Raw genomic sequence first — 15,342 nt, 5'->3', positions numbered from 1 at the left:
AACTTAAACCCATACCGGAAAAGCAAAGTCAAAATCTTAAAGTGATGACGTTTAATATATGGAACGGTGGACGTGAGATGGGGGCAGAGATCGGTGTCCAGCGCACCGTTGAAGTAATAAAGGAAAGCGGTGCGGATTTGATCATGATGCAGGAGACGTATGGTTCTGGACCAATCATTGCGGATGCTCTTGGATATTATTTCTATTTAAGAAGTTCGAATATATCCATTATGAGCCGTTATCCGATTTTGGAGACATATCCATACTATCAAGCTTTCCATTGTGGTGGAGTGCGAGTTCGATTCAATAAGGATCTATATGTGAATGTATTTTCCATATGGTTACATTATCTTAGTGATTATTTGGGGGAAATGCATCAGAAGGCAGATCTTAGCTACGCAGAGTTGCTTGAAGGTGAGCAGAAGCGGTTAAATGAATTGAAGGAAATCATGAAATGCTTGGAGCCATTAGCTTTAAAATCAGATCAAGAGCCACTTCTATTATGCGGAGATTTCAATAGTGGTTCCCATTTAGATTGGATCGAAGAAACTCAGTCGAGGCATAACGGGTATGTATTTCCGTTTCCACAGTCCCATGCACTAGTTGCAGCGGGATATAAAGATGCGTATCGGCAAATTCATCCGGATCCAGTTTCCGATCCATCCATAACTTGGCCAGTCGCCGAATTAGACAATTATATCCGTGATCGTATTGATTTTATTTATCTTCATGGCACGAAAATTCATCCACAGTCTGCAAGGAAAATCGATACACATCCTGTGCGTTTTCCATCTGACCATGCGGCAGTCTTGGTTGATTTTCAAACTCATAAACCGACGTATGAAATGACTGAACAATTAAAGGAGTAAGTTTTTTGTCAATGAATAATACAAAAACATAACGAATGGGAAAGTAAGCAGATTGAACTCTCTTGCAGTTTAGCTGAGCTGACTAAAGGAACAAATGTGACTGTCAATACTGTTATGCCTGGTTCCACTTTGTTGAATTTTATCCCTTTCGGCAAGAAGACTCCATCTGATTTGTGTTGCGGGCCGCAGCCCAACAATTCAGGTGGAGGTGAATTGCCGTTAGCCGATAGGCTGAACTCTTTTGCTTGTTGTGTATAATTTTTCTCGTCCTTTAGCGAACAAACATTCGTTATATTTTTTGTCCAATGGTATAATTAATGGTAGAAAGGAAGTAGATTGATATAATAACCAAACTAGATAGTAATACCATTTAGCTTTGGTTACTAAATACCGCAGAAAAGTGCTGAATAATGAGATTTCAGACTATCTGAAAAACCACTTCATACGACTGCTTGAACCAAAAGGCATGACCGTAGAAGAATGGAACCATGATGGCGACCACATTCATCTATTGTTTCGTTCAGTTCCAAATATCGACTTGTCAAAAGCAATTAACCGTTACAAGAGCGTTAGTTCTCGGTTCGTAAAACAGGATTTTTCGCAGATAAAACAATATCTTTGGAAAGAGATGTTTTGGTCTCGAAGTTATTGTCTTTTAACAACAGGTGGTGCATCTATCGAAACCATTCGTCAATATATTGAGTCACAAGGAATGAAATAATCCTATATGACTCATTGAGAAAGGCGGTGAACACAATGACTAGAAAGAAACCGATTAAAGTATTGCGTAAACAAAAGAAAGTCGAAAACATTCAGCGCTTCACTCAAAAACAGAACATAGGACGTGGTACCCTTACGGCTAAAGAATTTCGTCTGCTTCAACGTATGTCACATAGTTCAAAGGCATTACGTAATGTTGGATTGTATACGATGAAACAAAGCTACTTGAACAACGGTAAAATTGCGACCGTAAAAGAAATTGACGCTGCTATGCAAGCGGATGTGAACTATTGGGGAGTGCAATCTAACTCCGTTCGAGCCATTCGCAGAACTTTGTATTCAGATGTGAAGAGCTTTTTTGAAGCATTGAAGAAATGGAAGGAAAGCCCAGAGAGATTCACCGGTCGTCCCAAATTTCCGAAGTATTCTCGTTCTACTGAAAAACATATAATTGAAATCTATCAAGTCCCAAAAGTTGATAAAGACGGATACTGGATGATTCCAATGAATGCTGAATTCAGGAAACGGTTTGGGTCTATTAAAATTCGTATGCCAAAAAACTTGTTGAGCAAAAAAATTTCCTACATTCAAATTGTACCTAAGCAAAAAGGTCGGTTCTTTGAGGCGCATTACACGTATGAAATGCAGGTCTCTCAAATGAAGAAACAACCAACGACAACCACTAATGCTTTAGGTTGCGATTTAGGTGTGGACCAATTAGTAAGCTGTGCGACAAATACAGGGGATACGTTCTTGATTGATGGTAAAAAACTAAAATCTATCAACCAATACTTCAACAAAACAATAAGCCAACTACAACAGAAAAATGCTGAAAATGGAACTTCAAAACGTGTTGTGACAAAATCTATAGCTAATCTTTGGAACAAACGGGAAAGGCAAATCAATGGTTATATTTCACAAACCGTAGGTTTGTTGTTCAAAAAAGTGAAGGAATTAAACATTGATACAATTGTCATTGGCTATAATGCCGGTTGGAAACAAGAGTCCAATATGGGAAAAAAGAACAACCAAAAATTTGTTCAGATTCCCTTCCATAAGCTAATTTCTGCCATTGAAAATAAATGCTTAAAAGAGGGCGTTCGTTTTGTTGAACAAGAAGAAAGTTATACATCAAAAGCTAGTTTCCTAGATAGGGATACGATTCCTGTTTGGACAAAAACGGATAAATCGAACTACACATTCAGCGGCAAACGGATCACTCGCGGTCTGTATCGAAGTAAAACAGGACAATGCATCCATGCTGACATTAATGGAGCATTAAATACTTTAAGAAAATCAGAAGTTATGGAATTAGACGAAAATCTTATAGTGAAGACTCCGGTGATATTGAAAGTTCAAAAACGTAAGGCTGTTGCTTAGCGCATAGCTTAGTGGGTGCGTCAACCATCCATATGTACTCGACTTGTCGGGGCTTGTAGCACACGCCAGAATATCTGAGTGGGGGCTTCTTCCGTGAGGAAGAACTGCTCTTTTTCGGAAGGGTGGTGCAAGTGGGAAAACGATCGTTCGTCACCAGTACCAACCAAAAACAGTGTTTGGGGAGTGCTAAACAGCGCTTGCTATTCAGAGCGTCAAATCGTTTCAACATTGAACGAGGAGACCTGAGTAGCTAACCCAAGCCCCCACTGAAACGGGAACCGCAAGGTTCTCAGTGGGGGTACGTTGACACGTAATCTTTGGGAATTGTCTTTGAAATTGTTCAAGTATATGAGGTAACCCTCTAAATGAAAAGGTGTTGACTCCTATCGTGAGTCTTCCATATACACCTTTACCGACTTCCTTTACCTCTGTTTCGGTTTTTTCCATCAATTGAATTATTTGTAAAGCATTTTTATATAGAGTTTTTCCCGCTTCTGTTACTTCTAAAAATTTTCCGCTTCTCTCAACTAATTTTGCACCGATTTCCTCCTCCATGGCTTTTAATTGCTGGCTTAATGGTGGTTGGGACATATGTAGTTTTTTGCAGCAGCAGAAATTTTCCTTTCTTCTACAATCGCAATAAAATAGCGCAGTTGCCTAATATCCATCCCTAACATTCTCCTTACTTTGTATATGTAAAACATAAGTAAAACTTACTTTATTAATATTTCTCCTATAATAATTCCCATGATAACATATTTATATAGGAACTTTTTAGAAGGAGGTACGGGCTATTATGAATCTCAAAGGCATATTTATAAGTTTACTTATAGTGATGTTAACTGCATGCAGCGCGACTCCGGATTCTGGGGAAAGTTCATCTGTACAATTAGTAGAAAGGGAGGAAACTAATTTGGAACAACGGTTAATTTCCGCAGCTACGGAAGGGGATATAGAAACCATTTTAAAATTATTAGAAGATGGAGCAGATATTAATGCGACAGACCATCATGGAGATACTGCGGTAATGGCTGCAACACAGAGAAACAATGTCGACACTGTTAAGATACTGATTGAACAAGGGGCGGACATAAATATTCGTAATAAAAATCAAGATAATGTACTTTTATATGCTGGTGCAGAAGGTTTGCTAGAAATCGTTAAGCTTGCTATTGAAGCGGGGGCTGATACAACATTAACAAATCGTTTTGGTGGAACAGCACTTATTCCTGCTTCAGATCGAGGGCATGTTGATGTGGTGGAGGAGCTTTTAACTAACTCCGACACGGATGTGAATCACATTAATAATTTACATTGGACTGCATTATTAGAAGCTGTCATTTTAGGAGACGGCGGGGAAAATTATCAAAAAATCGTACAATTATTGGTTGACCATGGTGCGGATGTCAATATTAGTGATAGAGATGGGGTTACTCCATTAGAACATGCAGTAAATCGTGGATTTAAAGCAATTGAACGTATTTTGAGAGAAGCTCGGACTTGATTGTAAGGGCTTAACTAATGGTGGAGTGAACCAACATGGCTAAACAAGAATGGATGAGAAAAGCAAAAAAACTAGCAAATGAAAATGAAAAGAAGCACCAAGGAGCACCATTTGGAGCAGTAGTTGTTAAAGATGGAATAATAATTGGGACTGGTGTTAATGAAGTATTAACAACGAACGATCCAACAACACATGCAGAAATTCAAGCTGTTCGTGAAGCTTGCTAAACATTAAACACGATAAATCTTGAAGGTTGTGAGATTTATGCTAGCACAGAGCCATGTCCAATGTGTTTAAGCGCCATATATTATTCGCAAATAAAAACAGTATATTTTTCTAATCCCAGCAACCCCAGCCAAGACTATGTATACAATCAGCTATCTTTATCACATGATAAAAGAGATATTCAAATGGTTCAACTAAAGGAATAAGCCGTCATTATAGCTATTATTGGTTCGACTTGCTCTTTATCTATTAAGCGAGTGCTGTTACCGAGTTGACAGTAAATAAACTTCCAAGATAGTTGATTACTTTATAGAATTTATGTTTAAAAGAAATGTATAAAAAGGAGAGAGATTTTTTTGACATTATTATTAAAGAATGTGCGTTTGGAAACAGGATATTTGTATGATCAAACGTTTGTCACGGCGACAAAAACGAATATATTTGATGTTTTGATTGAAAATGGAAAGTTTATTGAAATAGCTCCAACTATTGAAGCAAGCAATGCAGTAGTTATAGATGCCCAAAAGCAACTACTCGTTCCATCGTTCAAAGAAATGCATACACATATCGATAAAACATACTTCAGTGGAGAGTGGAAAGCCCCAACTCCAGCTACAGAAGGAATTTTTTCTCGTTTTAAAGAAGAAGCGATTTTATTACCCAAACAATTGGATGTAGCCGAGGATAGGGCACATGCCATGGTTCAACATTATATAAAAAAGGGACATACGCATATTCGTACACATGTGAATGTTGATCCACAAATTGAGACAAAACATATAGAAATAGCCAAGCGTGTTTTAGAAAATTATCAAGATCAAATCACCTATGAAATCGTTGCGTTCCCACAACATGGTTTATTACGTAATGGTCATGCATTTTTAACAATCTTTGAAAAGGCATTACAAACGGGTGCTACTCATATCGGAGGGGTAGACCCTGCTTTAGTAGATCGTAATAGCGGAGAAGTTTTAAAAACAACTTTTCGACTAGCCGAAAAATATGAAGTAGGAATTGACATTCATTTACATGACCGAAATACATTAGGGGAATTTGAAATCCAACAAATTCTGAATGAAATCGAACAACGATCTTTTCAAAAGGATGTAACCATTAGTCACGCATTCGCATTTGCAGACTTGCCTCAACAATCTTTAGACAAGCTAATAAATCGAATGGCTGCAAATAAAGTTGGATTAACAACAACGGTTCCAATTGGAGCAGGTCCGATTACAATCCCTGTGAAATATTTGTGTGATAGGGGCGTAAAAGTTTCTTTTGGACATGATAGCCTTGTTGATCATTGGTCTCCTTTTGGAAGTGGCGATACGATTCAAAAGTTAAATCAATTTGTACAACGTTTTGGCTACATTGATGAATGGCATATTGGACAGTCGTTAAAATATGCTACAGGCGGATTAACACCATTAAATGACGTTGGGGAGCAACAGTGGCCAAAAATTGGAGATGCGGCCAACGGGTTACTTGTGGATGCAGTAAGTTCTGCGCATCTGATTGCGAGACAATGCCCTATTTCGACAGTGATTTCAAAAGGGAACATAATTCATGAAGAAGAGATAGAGCTAGAGGGGGAATTTCGATGAGTACATGGCTACGAAATGTTCGACTGGAAATTGGTGAAACAACGCATGAAGATGGTAGCATCCTAACAAAATCCGATTTATTTCATATTCATGTTGCAAAAGAAGGGGTAATTCAAACGATTATTCCTGCATCTGAGAATGTGCCAGATACAGATGCTATTGATATGGAAGGGAAATTAGCACTACCTGCATTCAAAGAGATGCATAATCATTTAGATAAAACGTATCTCTCATTAGGATGGAAGGCTTGTCGCCCAGTAAAAAGTTTATCCGAGCGATTAGCTATTGAAGCGGCTGAACTAGATGAACTTTCAGAAACAGTGACACAAAGAGCGTCTGCCATGATCGAATTACATTTGAAAAACGGTGTGAATCATATTCGAACACATGTCAATATTGATCCCTTTATCAAATTGAAAAATTTAGAAGGTGTAAAAAAGGCACTGGAAGCCTATAAGCAATATTTAACCTATGAAATTGTTGCGTTCCCCCAACATGGCTTATTAGCTCATGAAGAAATGCCTGACTTATTAAGACAAGCATTGGAATCTGGTGCAACAATCTTAGGTGGACTTGATCCGGCAGGCATTGATAAAGACATTGAAAAATCATTACAAGTCACGATGGATATTGCTAAAGAGTATGATGTGGATGTCGACATGCATCTGCATGATCGGGGACAAGTAGGTTTCTATACGATGGATAAATGGTTGGACATGGCGAAGGAACAAAATTATAAGAGGCATACTGCGTTTAGTCATGCATTTGGTTTAAGTAATTTGTCGCCTCATATGCAAAAGCTATTTGCAAAAAAATTAAGCGAGCATAATGCGGAAATTATGTCTACCATCCCTATTTCCATCAATCATCAGCTGATTCCTATTGATATATTGAAAACAGAAGGCGTTAAAGTAGCATTGGGTTGTGATGGTTTTTATGATTCGTGGAGTCCTTATTTTTCTGGAGATATTATGGAAAAAGTGCATAATTTTTGCGACTACACAGGGAAATCAGACGAACGTTCGTTACGTCAAAGTTTAAGTTTAATTACGCAAGAAGTAACGCCATTGGATTTTGAAGGAAAACAAAAATGGCCTATGATCGGGGATGAGGCCAGCTTTGTATTCGTAGATGCAAGTTGCAGTGCAGAAGCAGTTGCTAGACTACCGAAAAATAGGCAGTTGATGCATAAAGGGAAGTTCTACAAATCAAAACATTAGGAAAATGTACATGCAGAATATCTATTTTTAAAAATAACCCCTGCACTTTTTGGTCAGCTGTGAGAATGTTAATCAGCAGGGGTGGAAGCTCTCCCCTTACTGTTTAAAGTGTCACTTTAAAAAAGAGCAACGAATATGAGGTGCCCCCAAAAAAGTTAGAGTTTTATTTTATGCGGTTGGTTGGTTGGTATGGAGACGGTATTGAACTGAACTCATGCCGGCCAATTTTTGCTTTATGCGCTTGTTAAGCAGTAAAGGCTTAGTAATCCGATTTCTTGGAATTAACGAAGTCATTTCTTCAGAAGGTGAATGCTCTTTTTTGTCGAAGAGATACTTCGATAGGATTTTAAATATAAAGAATGATTATGAATATATGTCAGGGGTTTTTTATGTATTGTGGAGGTGAGATACCTAAGTGAATTATTCTAAGAATGACAAGCATAAGGTTGCACAAATATACGACGGCGTCGCCGAGATCTACGAGGAGATTACGAAGCCTATGACTTACTTTCAAGATTCAGTTCAAACGTTCCTTCAGGAGAATGTGTGTGCTGGGAAGCGTGTACTCGATCTCGGTTGCGGACCTGGTCATTTGACGAGTTCACTGCCACTTGATGTAGAAGTTGTTGGACTTGATATATCGACTGCTATGGTCGATGAGGCGAGGCGAAAACGTCCTTCTGGTACCTACCTTGTACATGATTTCCACCAGTCTCTACCTGCTGAACTCGGAAAGTTCGATGTGATAGTGGCAAACGGTTGTTTCGATTTCTGTGAGGATTTGGCACAAGTTATTGGTAATGTGGCAGAAGTCCTTGCTTATGGTGGTCGTTTCTACTTCACCGTAAACGAGTATCGTGAGGAATTGCCTTTTCATGATGCACGCTGGATTGAAGCTGCTGGTGGACAGGCTGATATCCGGATATTCTTTTGGTCGTTTTCTGAAACTGCTAGCGCACTCGAGACATTTGGACTTCAACCTCTGAAGTACCAGCATGCCCCGGGTTGGGAAAGCGAGGATCCACAGACAACGATCTACTATGGCTACTGGGTGGTAGAATGTTTACGGACTAAGGGTAAGGTTACCAAATAGTTGCATCAAGCCCATGGTGATAGGCAAGTTTCTTGGTCTCTCCCCTTTTAAAATACATTTCTATTATGAAAAAACACTTGAAATATTAAGCAAAAAGGTCTGTAGCACAAGAAGACTTATTTTAAAGGAGAATTAAAAATATGGTCGGTGTCTTTGCAGCAATTACGGATAAGGATAACAGAATTTTATTGACTAAGATTGGTTATGGCTCGCGGAATTGGACATTTCCTGGTGGTCACCTCGAGGAGAATGAGTCACCAGTAGACGGTGTAAAAAGGGAAGTGTTAGAAGAAACAGGTTATGTTGTGGAAGTTAATAACCTTATTTCGACCTATTACTCTTCCACTAATGATAATTTAGTATTTTTGTTCAGGGCGACGATCTTGAACAGGATTGATTGGAAGCCGAATGAAGAAATAGAACAAGTGCAGTTCTTTGCACGGGAGAAGTTACCTGAACAAATACATCCGTGGAATATAAAAAGAATTGATGATGCCTTGGAAAATAAAATAAGTCATTTTCATATTTTTGGTGAGAGTTCTTAACGTTGTTATTAGATTAATGGGGCGTTAATCTCAAAAGAAGTCCAACAAGATTATTTCAGTCAAATTACTTAGAATGTTTTCTTAGTTAATTTGAAGATCTTTAACAATCCATGACAGTCCTTCTTAATTGCGAGGTGTTTTTATGTCAATAATTATCAACAAACAGGGGCATCGATTAGATAACTTTAAGTATGCTACAAATGAATCTGAATTACTTGATGTCGGAAATATTAGTGGCGGACACGCTGTTTTGATGCAAAGAGGTAAGCTAATTGTTTGTTATAACAGATACAGAAATAATTGGGAACTACCGGGTGGTGGAAGGGAATCTGGAGAAAGTTTATTAGACTGTGTGAAAAGAGAAATCCTCGAAGAGATTGGACAAGAAATAGATATACTCACACTACGCGGAGTATCAACTGTTTACATACCGAGAATGGGAAAACCTATTTTTTGGGCTGTTTTTTATGGGGAAATTTTCGAGTTAGCTAAATTTACTGTGAACAGAGAAATGAGTCATATGCGAACCTGGGATATGGTATCTAATATTGGAGATGTTGATGAAGTGGATTTTTCTATTGCTAAAATGGTATTAAAAATTTGAATTATGTAAAGGTGTTTTTAAGTGAATATAAAGTGGGAAATATTCAAATTCAATTGAAAAATGGTATTGATTTCAAAACATTAATGTCTGAAAAGCTAAATTACCTCGGCGAAGAAGGATGGAAATTATTGAAGTTAATAAGTTCTAAACGTTACTTTCATTAAATTGATGTATGTTTATTAAACATAATGATTTATTTTTAATGCCTATATACTGTAGTGAGATTAAAATTAATATTCAACTGCAAAACTAAGTTTATTGTACCATGGGCAAATTAGTAAACAGGAAAAAGTTAAATGGGAGGCAGTATTAGAATGGAGTTATATTTTGTTCGTCACGCACAAGGTCAACACGTTATGAAACCGCCAAAGAGCTTACAGATGACTGACCCACAACTCACTTAAGTTGGTGTATGGCAAGCAAAAAAATTGTTTGAGACTTATCCAATTTCATCTAAGGACTTGATAATAATAAGTCCTCTTCGTCGAACAATAGAAACTGCTTTAGTCTGGACTAGAGATGTAAATTGTCGAAGAATAATTCATCCGTTGGTTGGTCCTAGAATGTTTCCACTGCTTTCAGAAGATAAAGGCTATGGTTGTGATCAACCCTTACCAAAAGAAATTATAAAAGAAGAGTTTCCTCAATTCGCTAAGTTGGCTTTATTTTTTGTAAGGATCATCATAGTGGTGGTAACTTGTACCCCCAAGTAGTTCCTGTTTAGTTTCCGCATCAATAACTGTGTATTTATGAAATTCTTCATCATTGTTTTGGGAGAATGTTCCTAAAAAATATACTTGGCGGTTAGGATTGATGTTTGCGTTTTCATAATCCTCCTTAGCCTGACACCCATTTTTTGTTTTTTGATTGAAAGTCCAAATTGCATTAGGGACATCTTTAAATAAAATTTTCTTACGAATACTATAAGCTGAATTTTTGTATTCCTTATAAATTTTCTTGTCCAATTGTTCGTAAAACGTATTTGCATCGGTAAAGGATTTACTTTCATTGTTTGGAAAATCTTGTTTAGCGGTTACTAATTCAGGTAACTGGACTAAAAAGGAAAAAGCGAGAGTTAAAATTAATAATAATTTCTTCATCGTAACACCTCTCATAGAATGGTTTGATGTTAGTTTAACCAAAATAGGTTTATATATGTTGGGTTACACAAAGTATAAAACAATTCATACTGAATGGGGAATAACTATTAAAAATGGTGTATTACCTCTTAAGAGAATTATTGTACTTAAGCTAATGGGCTCTTACGATATTTCTATAAATCTACTATGTATTTAACGGGATTTTAGGAATGTGCCAGTGAAAAGAGGGCGGTTATAGTGGAGTACATTATCAGATTAGCGAGAGAAAATGATTTGTTAGGTTTATGCCATATTAGAAATAATAAAAGCCTGTTTATATTCAGTGTTGTTTTCATTTTCCTACAAGATAGTATTACAGATGTTACAGATATGTTACACAGGACTTATAGGAACTACAACGAATTATCTATATATCCTGAGAATGAGGTGGTCACATTGAAATTAGGATTAAAACGAGATGAAGTAAGATTAGAACCATATACTGTAGAATGGCAGAAAGAGTTTCAGAGAGTGAAAAAAGATATACTTAATTCAGTCTCCATTCACGAAAATCGAATTGAGCATATTGGAAGCACCGCAATTAAAAATATGGTTGCCAAACCAATATTGGATTTAGTTGTGGGTGTCGATGATATTGATAAGGTTGATGAAGTTTTCTTTCAGGGGTTAAAGAAGGCTGGTTTTTTAAAATTGCGGATTCAACGTCCTAATGAAATTGTTCTCGCCAAGTTTACTGATGAAACTTACAAAGTAAAGACCCACTATATTCATTTAGTTGACTATAATAAAGAACTCTGGAAAAATATAATCTTTTTTAGAGATTATCTAAATGCTAACGAAACAGTACGGGAACAATACAGTGATTTGAAAAAGAAATTTATAGAAGCAAATAATAGCGGAATCGAGCAATATACAAATTATAAGGAACAATTCGTAAGAAAAATTTTTGAGAAAAGAATGTAAGTTTCTTTGAACGAACGGGGCAATGGGTGGAACAGGGAGTCGTAACTGGCTCTGCATGTATTTCGTTGTAAATACTTCTTTTACCAATTGGATAAGATGGATTTGGAGTTTTATCCATTCGGCATATAGGTGTATTCACAACATAATTGTGGTAAACTAAGCATATACTAAAAAAACTGGGTGCGTCAACACCCAGTCAAAGCAGCTGACACCCGCATGAAGTGCGGTTGGCCAGTTGGAAGGATGTTAAAAAGTAACCATCTCATCTACTTTGGCCGTAGCGGAGGGTGGTTACTTTTTTGTATTGATGACAATTGCGATGATTGCCACCAGTGCTGTTAAACCTGTGGCTAAGAATATACCAAATTGAATAAGCATATTCATGGCATCGTATGTCATCATATGAAACACCCCCTTTCTTTCAAGGGAGTGCCAACCGTCCATCCGCTGTAGTAGCTACTGTTACTATTCTATCATGTTAAATAAAGAAAACGAGTAGAAATATGGGATGGATACTATAAATGATTAAATAACTATGAATCAGACATGATATGGAACTTCATGTATTTTTAAAGGAACAACTTAAAAGGTATGGCATCTCAGTAATTAAAAACTAGAGGGCTGTCCAAAGAGTAGAAGATCACTCCTCTTTGGCAGGCCCCTTTTTAGTTGGCGTTGTTATAAATTACCGTGGGGTTAACCAAAGAAGGATTAACGCTCTTTAATATAGAAATTTATATACTAATGGCATCAGTTGGTGTATGAATTACCATTACATCTAGCATTTATAAGGAGTAGGGACTAATTAAAACATAGAAGGGCTCTGAAAATATTGGACTATATAAAATATTTAAGATCAATGGTTGGAAATGAAAAAGTTATAATGGTTGTTTCAGGTGCAATTGTTTTTGATAAGGAAGATCGGGTGCTCATGCAAAGACGTGCTGATAATGGGCAATGGGGCTTTCCAGGTGGTTTCATGGATTTAGGTGAAAGTGTTCAAGATACGGCCAGGAGAGAAGTTTTTGAAGAGACAGGACTTCTTTTAGAGCAACTCGAATTATTTGGCATCTATTCAGGTCCGCAATATGATAAAACTTTCCCTAATGGGGATCAAGTTTCGTTGGTACTTATTTCGTTCTTTTGTAAGCGCTATAAAGGTGAATTAGTTGAGAGCAATGAAGAGTCCATGCACAATCAGTTTTTTTCACTTGATGCATTACCCGACAATATATTTTCGGAACATATGATGTTGGTCAATGATTTATTAACACAAAAATCACGCCCTATAATTAGCTAACACAATTTATTGGCGCTATTCCATAAAGGATTAACGCTTTTACTTGTTGAACTAATGCGCAGTTTAGATTAAAGGATATTATTTATAATCAGAAGATAATGGAAGAAGTATTGAAAAAATTTTTTAATATTACCTTTGAAAGGATGGTGGCTTTATATTAACAGATCTATTTTTTTATATGGAGATATCGGTGATAATTTTAATTTGACATCAATTCCATTTATCGAAGCAGCAGGTGGAGACAATGCAAAAATTGCTGTTTTAGGATTAGGTGGAGACCAGTGGGAATCCTATTTTAAAAGGGTGTACAAAGATTGTTGGAAAAGTTTGGGTGTAAAAGAAGTAATATCAATTATCCCGAATAAGGAAATGAAAATAGAGAAGGAAAAATTGGAACGAATAAATGAATGTTCCGGATTACTAATATGCGGTGGAGATACAAGAGTGTATCAAAGGGTTTATGTAAATTCGTCAGTAGCAAAATTCATTAGAGAATTTTATTTTAGTGGAAAAGTTTTTGCTGGTGTTTCAGCTGGGGCACTCATTTCCACTAACCCGTGCACTATCTGGGGAGGTAAGGTTACAAAACAATCCAATGAATTTGTGGTAAGAAGCCATTATAATAATGAAGATTTATTAATAGATAAAGGGATCGGGGTACTTCGAAATTGTATAGTGGAACCACATTTTAGTGAATATGGTGGTTTCCCGCGATTAATTGAAGCATTAGAACAAACAAATGAAAAGCAAGGTTTAGGAATTGATGAACCAATTTGTTTGGAAATTATAAATGAAAAAGATATAAAAGTTCACGGTAAAGGCAGAGTTTATTTTATAAGTAGAAATAAGACCCTTGAATTTAGAGTGAAAGTATATGAACCAGGAGACTCATTTTCACTTGAGTAAAGGTAATAAGGAGAGGAACTTGATTAAACTTACAGGAAAAGTTGTTAGTGGTTTAGGAAACTATTCATATTGGATTGAAAAATATCAAAGTATTTACTATGAAAAGACTGGGATGATTTTGTTTCCTGGTACGTTAAATGTAGAATTAAATGAACCCTATAATCTTCCTTCCAATACTATACGTTTAGAAAAAGAGGAATATGGTGGTACGGTATCTGTAAGTATACTACCCTGTAAAATTTTTGGTATGAAATCCTTTATTTTGAGGACTGATGGGAATGCAAACGGAACGGGAGATCATCCAAAGACAATTATTGAAATCGCCACGGATATAAAACTTCGTGATAAATTCAATTTAAAAGATGGTGATCTAGTAGAGGTTGTTGTTATTTAAAAGGGAATTATATTCTTCATGTTAACAGGTATGTTTCCTTATAAGTGAGACTTTTTTTACTAACAGGGCAGTAGGTGGAAAAGAGTCGTAGATGTTTGTGGTGAAAATCGAGGTAATGTTGGAGGTTAACCACTCGGTAACATCATCGAGGAAGGGGCACGATGATAGGTTAGAAGTGTATTTCAGAGAGGAATTATTCGGAAATATAATAATAGATGTATGGGATAAATAAAAGAATTCTTATTAAGCATACGAATGGAATTTTCAATAGGAAAATCACTACGTATTTGTAAAGTTATCGAACTAATGATTCTATTAAATTTATTGGACTGGAATTTGATTAAGCAAAATCCTAAGATCGTAATGGGATATAGTGCAAATACAATCCTCTTACTTGGAATCCACAACTATACGAATCTAGTTACTTTTCACGGAAGGCGTTCGTTTTGTTGAACAAGAAGAAAGTTATACATCAAAAGCTAGTTTCCTAGATAGGGATACGATTCCTGTTTGGACAAAAACGGATAAATCGAACTACACATTCAGCGGCAAACGGATCACTCGCGGTCTGTATCGAAGTAAAACAGGACAATGCATCCATGCTGACATTAATGGAGCATTAAATACTTTAAGAAAATCAGAAGTTATGGAATTAGACGAAAATCTTATAGTGAAGACTCCGGTGATATTGAAAGTTCAAAAACGTAAGGCTGTTGCTTAGCGCATAGCTTAGTGGGTGCGTCAACCATCCATGTGTACTCGACTTGTCGGGGCTTGTAGCACACGCCAGAATATCTGAGTGGGGGCTTCTTCCGTGAGGAAGAACTGCTCTTTTTCGGAAGGGTGGTGCAAGTGGGAAAACGATCGTTCGTCACCACTACCAACCAAAAACAGTGTTTGGGGAGTGCTAAACAG

General features: G+C 36.8%; 17 protein-coding genes and 4 pseudogenes. 18 read left to right on the top strand and 3 right to left on the bottom strand.

What is annotated here, in order from left to right:
- The 4 genes and pseudogenes from BN1243_RS07560 to BN1243_RS07555 all read left to right on the top strand — a co-directional run.
- The coding region (locus BN1243_RS07560) for an endonuclease/exonuclease/phosphatase family protein (RefSeq protein ID WP_195892084.1) at nt 1-869 on the top strand (869 nt) is incomplete at its 5' end.
- 57 nt (nt 870-926) lie between these two features.
- Nucleotides 927-1,001 (top strand): annotated as a pseudogene (locus BN1243_RS23015) (hypothetical protein); the annotation flags it as partial.
- A 244-nt stretch (nt 1,002-1,245) separates the two neighbouring features.
- The gene (gene tnpA, locus BN1243_RS21640; RefSeq protein ID WP_084781848.1) at nt 1,246-1,590 is read left to right on the top strand and encodes an IS200/IS605 family transposase; all 345 of its coding nucleotides are present in this window, start codon (nt 1,246-1,248) and stop codon (nt 1,588-1,590) included.
- 35 nt (nt 1,591-1,625) lie between these two features.
- A complete protein-coding gene (locus BN1243_RS07555; RefSeq protein WP_062105620.1) occupies nt 1,626-2,969 on the top strand; it encodes an RNA-guided endonuclease TnpB family protein in 1,344 nt (447 codons plus the stop codon).
- 309 nt (nt 2,970-3,278) lie between these two features.
- On the opposite strand, the pseudogene BN1243_RS07550 reads toward BN1243_RS07555, so the two are convergent.
- A pseudogene (locus BN1243_RS07550) lies at nt 3,279-3,637 on the bottom strand (LysR family transcriptional regulator); the annotation flags it as partial.
- A 128-nt stretch (nt 3,638-3,765) separates the two neighbouring features.
- Between BN1243_RS07550 and BN1243_RS07545 the strand changes: the two are divergent.
- From BN1243_RS07545 to BN1243_RS22535, 8 genes and pseudogenes are all read left to right on the top strand, one after another.
- On the top strand, nt 3,766-4,473 hold the full coding sequence (locus BN1243_RS07545; RefSeq protein ID WP_407638850.1) for an ankyrin repeat domain-containing protein: 708 nt from the start codon (nt 3,766-3,768) through the stop codon (nt 4,471-4,473).
- Between the two features lie 35 nt (nt 4,474-4,508).
- A pseudogene (locus BN1243_RS07540) lies at nt 4,509-4,904 on the top strand (nucleoside deaminase).
- Nucleotides 4,905-5,054: 150 nt separating this feature from the next.
- The gene (locus BN1243_RS07535; RefSeq protein ID WP_062105618.1) at nt 5,055-6,302 is read left to right on the top strand and encodes an amidohydrolase; all 1,248 of its coding nucleotides are present in this window, start codon (nt 5,055-5,057) and stop codon (nt 6,300-6,302) included.
- The gene (locus tag BN1243_RS07530; protein WP_062105616.1) at nt 6,299-7,522 is read left to right on the top strand and encodes an amidohydrolase; all 1,224 of its coding nucleotides are present in this window, start codon (nt 6,299-6,301) and stop codon (nt 7,520-7,522) included. The genes BN1243_RS07535 and BN1243_RS07530 overlap by 4 nt, the downstream gene beginning before the upstream one ends.
- Nucleotides 7,523-7,937: 415 nt before the next feature.
- Complete coding sequence (locus BN1243_RS07525) at nt 7,938-8,615, top strand: class I SAM-dependent DNA methyltransferase (protein ID WP_062105614.1); 678 nt, start codon at nt 7,938-7,940, stop codon at nt 8,613-8,615.
- 140 nt (nt 8,616-8,755) lie between these two features.
- A complete protein-coding gene (locus BN1243_RS07520; RefSeq protein ID WP_062105611.1) occupies nt 8,756-9,160 on the top strand; it encodes an NUDIX hydrolase in 405 nt (134 codons plus the stop codon).
- Nucleotides 9,161-9,302: 142 nt separating this feature from the next.
- A complete protein-coding gene (locus BN1243_RS07515; RefSeq protein WP_062105608.1) occupies nt 9,303-9,764 on the top strand; it encodes an NUDIX hydrolase in 462 nt (153 codons plus the stop codon).
- Nucleotides 9,761-9,928: a hypothetical protein gene (locus BN1243_RS22535; RefSeq protein WP_230200130.1), complete on the top strand. Its 168-nt coding sequence runs from the start codon at nt 9,761-9,763 to the stop codon at nt 9,926-9,928. Before BN1243_RS07515 ends, BN1243_RS22535 begins: the two co-directional genes overlap by 4 nt.
- Nucleotides 9,929-10,426: 498 nt before the next feature.
- Here the strand turns inward: BN1243_RS22535 and BN1243_RS07510 are convergent, their stop codons facing one another.
- A complete protein-coding gene (locus BN1243_RS07510) occupies nt 10,427-10,864 on the bottom strand; it encodes a hypothetical protein (protein ID WP_062105606.1) in 438 nt (145 codons plus the stop codon).
- Between the two features lie 435 nt (nt 10,865-11,299).
- Here BN1243_RS07510 and BN1243_RS07505 point away from each other — a divergent pair, with 435 nt between their 5' ends.
- Entirely contained in the window at nt 11,300-11,827 is a 528-nt protein-coding gene (locus BN1243_RS07505; protein WP_062110480.1) for a GrpB family protein, read from the top strand.
- A 291-nt stretch (nt 11,828-12,118) separates the two neighbouring features.
- Here BN1243_RS07505 and BN1243_RS22530 read toward each other — a convergent pair whose 3' ends face one another.
- A complete protein-coding gene (locus BN1243_RS22530) occupies nt 12,119-12,229 on the bottom strand; it encodes a putative holin-like toxin (RefSeq protein ID WP_230200129.1) in 111 nt (36 codons plus the stop codon).
- A gap of 457 nt (nt 12,230-12,686) precedes the next feature.
- Here BN1243_RS22530 and BN1243_RS07500 point away from each other — a divergent pair, with 457 nt between their 5' ends.
- The 5 genes and pseudogenes from BN1243_RS07500 to BN1243_RS22520 all read left to right on the top strand — a co-directional run.
- Complete coding sequence (locus BN1243_RS07500) at nt 12,687-13,127, top strand: NUDIX hydrolase (RefSeq protein WP_230200128.1); 441 nt, start codon at nt 12,687-12,689, stop codon at nt 13,125-13,127.
- A gap of 135 nt (nt 13,128-13,262) precedes the next feature.
- The gene (locus BN1243_RS07495; protein WP_062105602.1) at nt 13,263-14,033 is read left to right on the top strand and encodes a cyanophycinase; all 771 of its coding nucleotides are present in this window, start codon (nt 13,263-13,265) and stop codon (nt 14,031-14,033) included.
- A complete protein-coding gene (locus BN1243_RS07490) occupies nt 14,026-14,427 on the top strand; it encodes a CTP-dependent riboflavin kinase (RefSeq protein WP_230200127.1) in 402 nt (133 codons plus the stop codon). Before BN1243_RS07495 ends, BN1243_RS07490 begins: the two co-directional genes overlap by 8 nt.
- A gap of 255 nt (nt 14,428-14,682) precedes the next feature.
- A complete protein-coding gene (locus tag BN1243_RS22925) occupies nt 14,683-14,880 on the top strand; it encodes an LD-carboxypeptidase (RefSeq protein ID WP_084781845.1) in 198 nt (65 codons plus the stop codon).
- Nucleotides 14,861-15,148: pseudogene (locus tag BN1243_RS22520) on the top strand (RNA-guided endonuclease TnpB family protein); the annotation flags it as partial. The gene BN1243_RS22925 and the pseudogene BN1243_RS22520, both read left to right, overlap by 20 nt.
- Nucleotides 15,149-15,342: the final 194 nt, after the last annotated feature.

Source organism: Bacillus niameyensis (genome assembly GCF_001375535.1).
Taxonomy (GTDB): domain Bacteria; phylum Bacillota; class Bacilli; order Bacillales; family Bacillaceae_C; genus Lederbergia; species Lederbergia niameyensis.
The sequence above is the reverse complement of the archived record's forward strand: the minus strand, read 5'-3'. Positions and strand labels throughout refer to the sequence as shown.

Excerpts from the sequence above, each read along its gene's own strand:
- BN1243_RS22530 (WP_230200129.1), bottom strand. The coding sequence starts at position 12,229 with ATGATGACATACGATGCCATGAATATGCTTATTCAATTTGGTATATTC.
- BN1243_RS07510 (WP_062105606.1), bottom strand. The coding sequence starts at position 10,864 with ATGAAGAAATTATTATTAATTTTAACTCTCGCTTTTTCCTTTTTAGTC.
- BN1243_RS07530 (WP_062105616.1), top strand. The coding sequence starts at position 6,299 with ATGAGTACATGGCTACGAAATGTTCGACTGGAAATTGGTGAAACAACG.
- BN1243_RS07545 (WP_407638850.1), top strand. The coding sequence starts at position 3,766 with ATGAATCTCAAAGGCATATTTATAAGTTTACTTATAGTGATGTTAACT.
- BN1243_RS07520 (WP_062105611.1), top strand. The coding sequence starts at position 8,756 with ATGGTCGGTGTCTTTGCAGCAATTACGGATAAGGATAACAGAATTTTA.
- BN1243_RS07515 (WP_062105608.1), top strand. The coding sequence starts at position 9,303 with ATGTCAATAATTATCAACAAACAGGGGCATCGATTAGATAACTTTAAG.
- BN1243_RS07500 (WP_230200128.1), top strand. The coding sequence starts at position 12,687 with ATGGTTGGAAATGAAAAAGTTATAATGGTTGTTTCAGGTGCAATTGTT.
- BN1243_RS07555 (WP_062105620.1), top strand. The coding sequence starts at position 1,626 with ATGACTAGAAAGAAACCGATTAAAGTATTGCGTAAACAAAAGAAAGTC.
- BN1243_RS22925 (WP_084781845.1), top strand. The coding sequence starts at position 14,683 with ATGGAATTTTCAATAGGAAAATCACTACGTATTTGTAAAGTTATCGAA.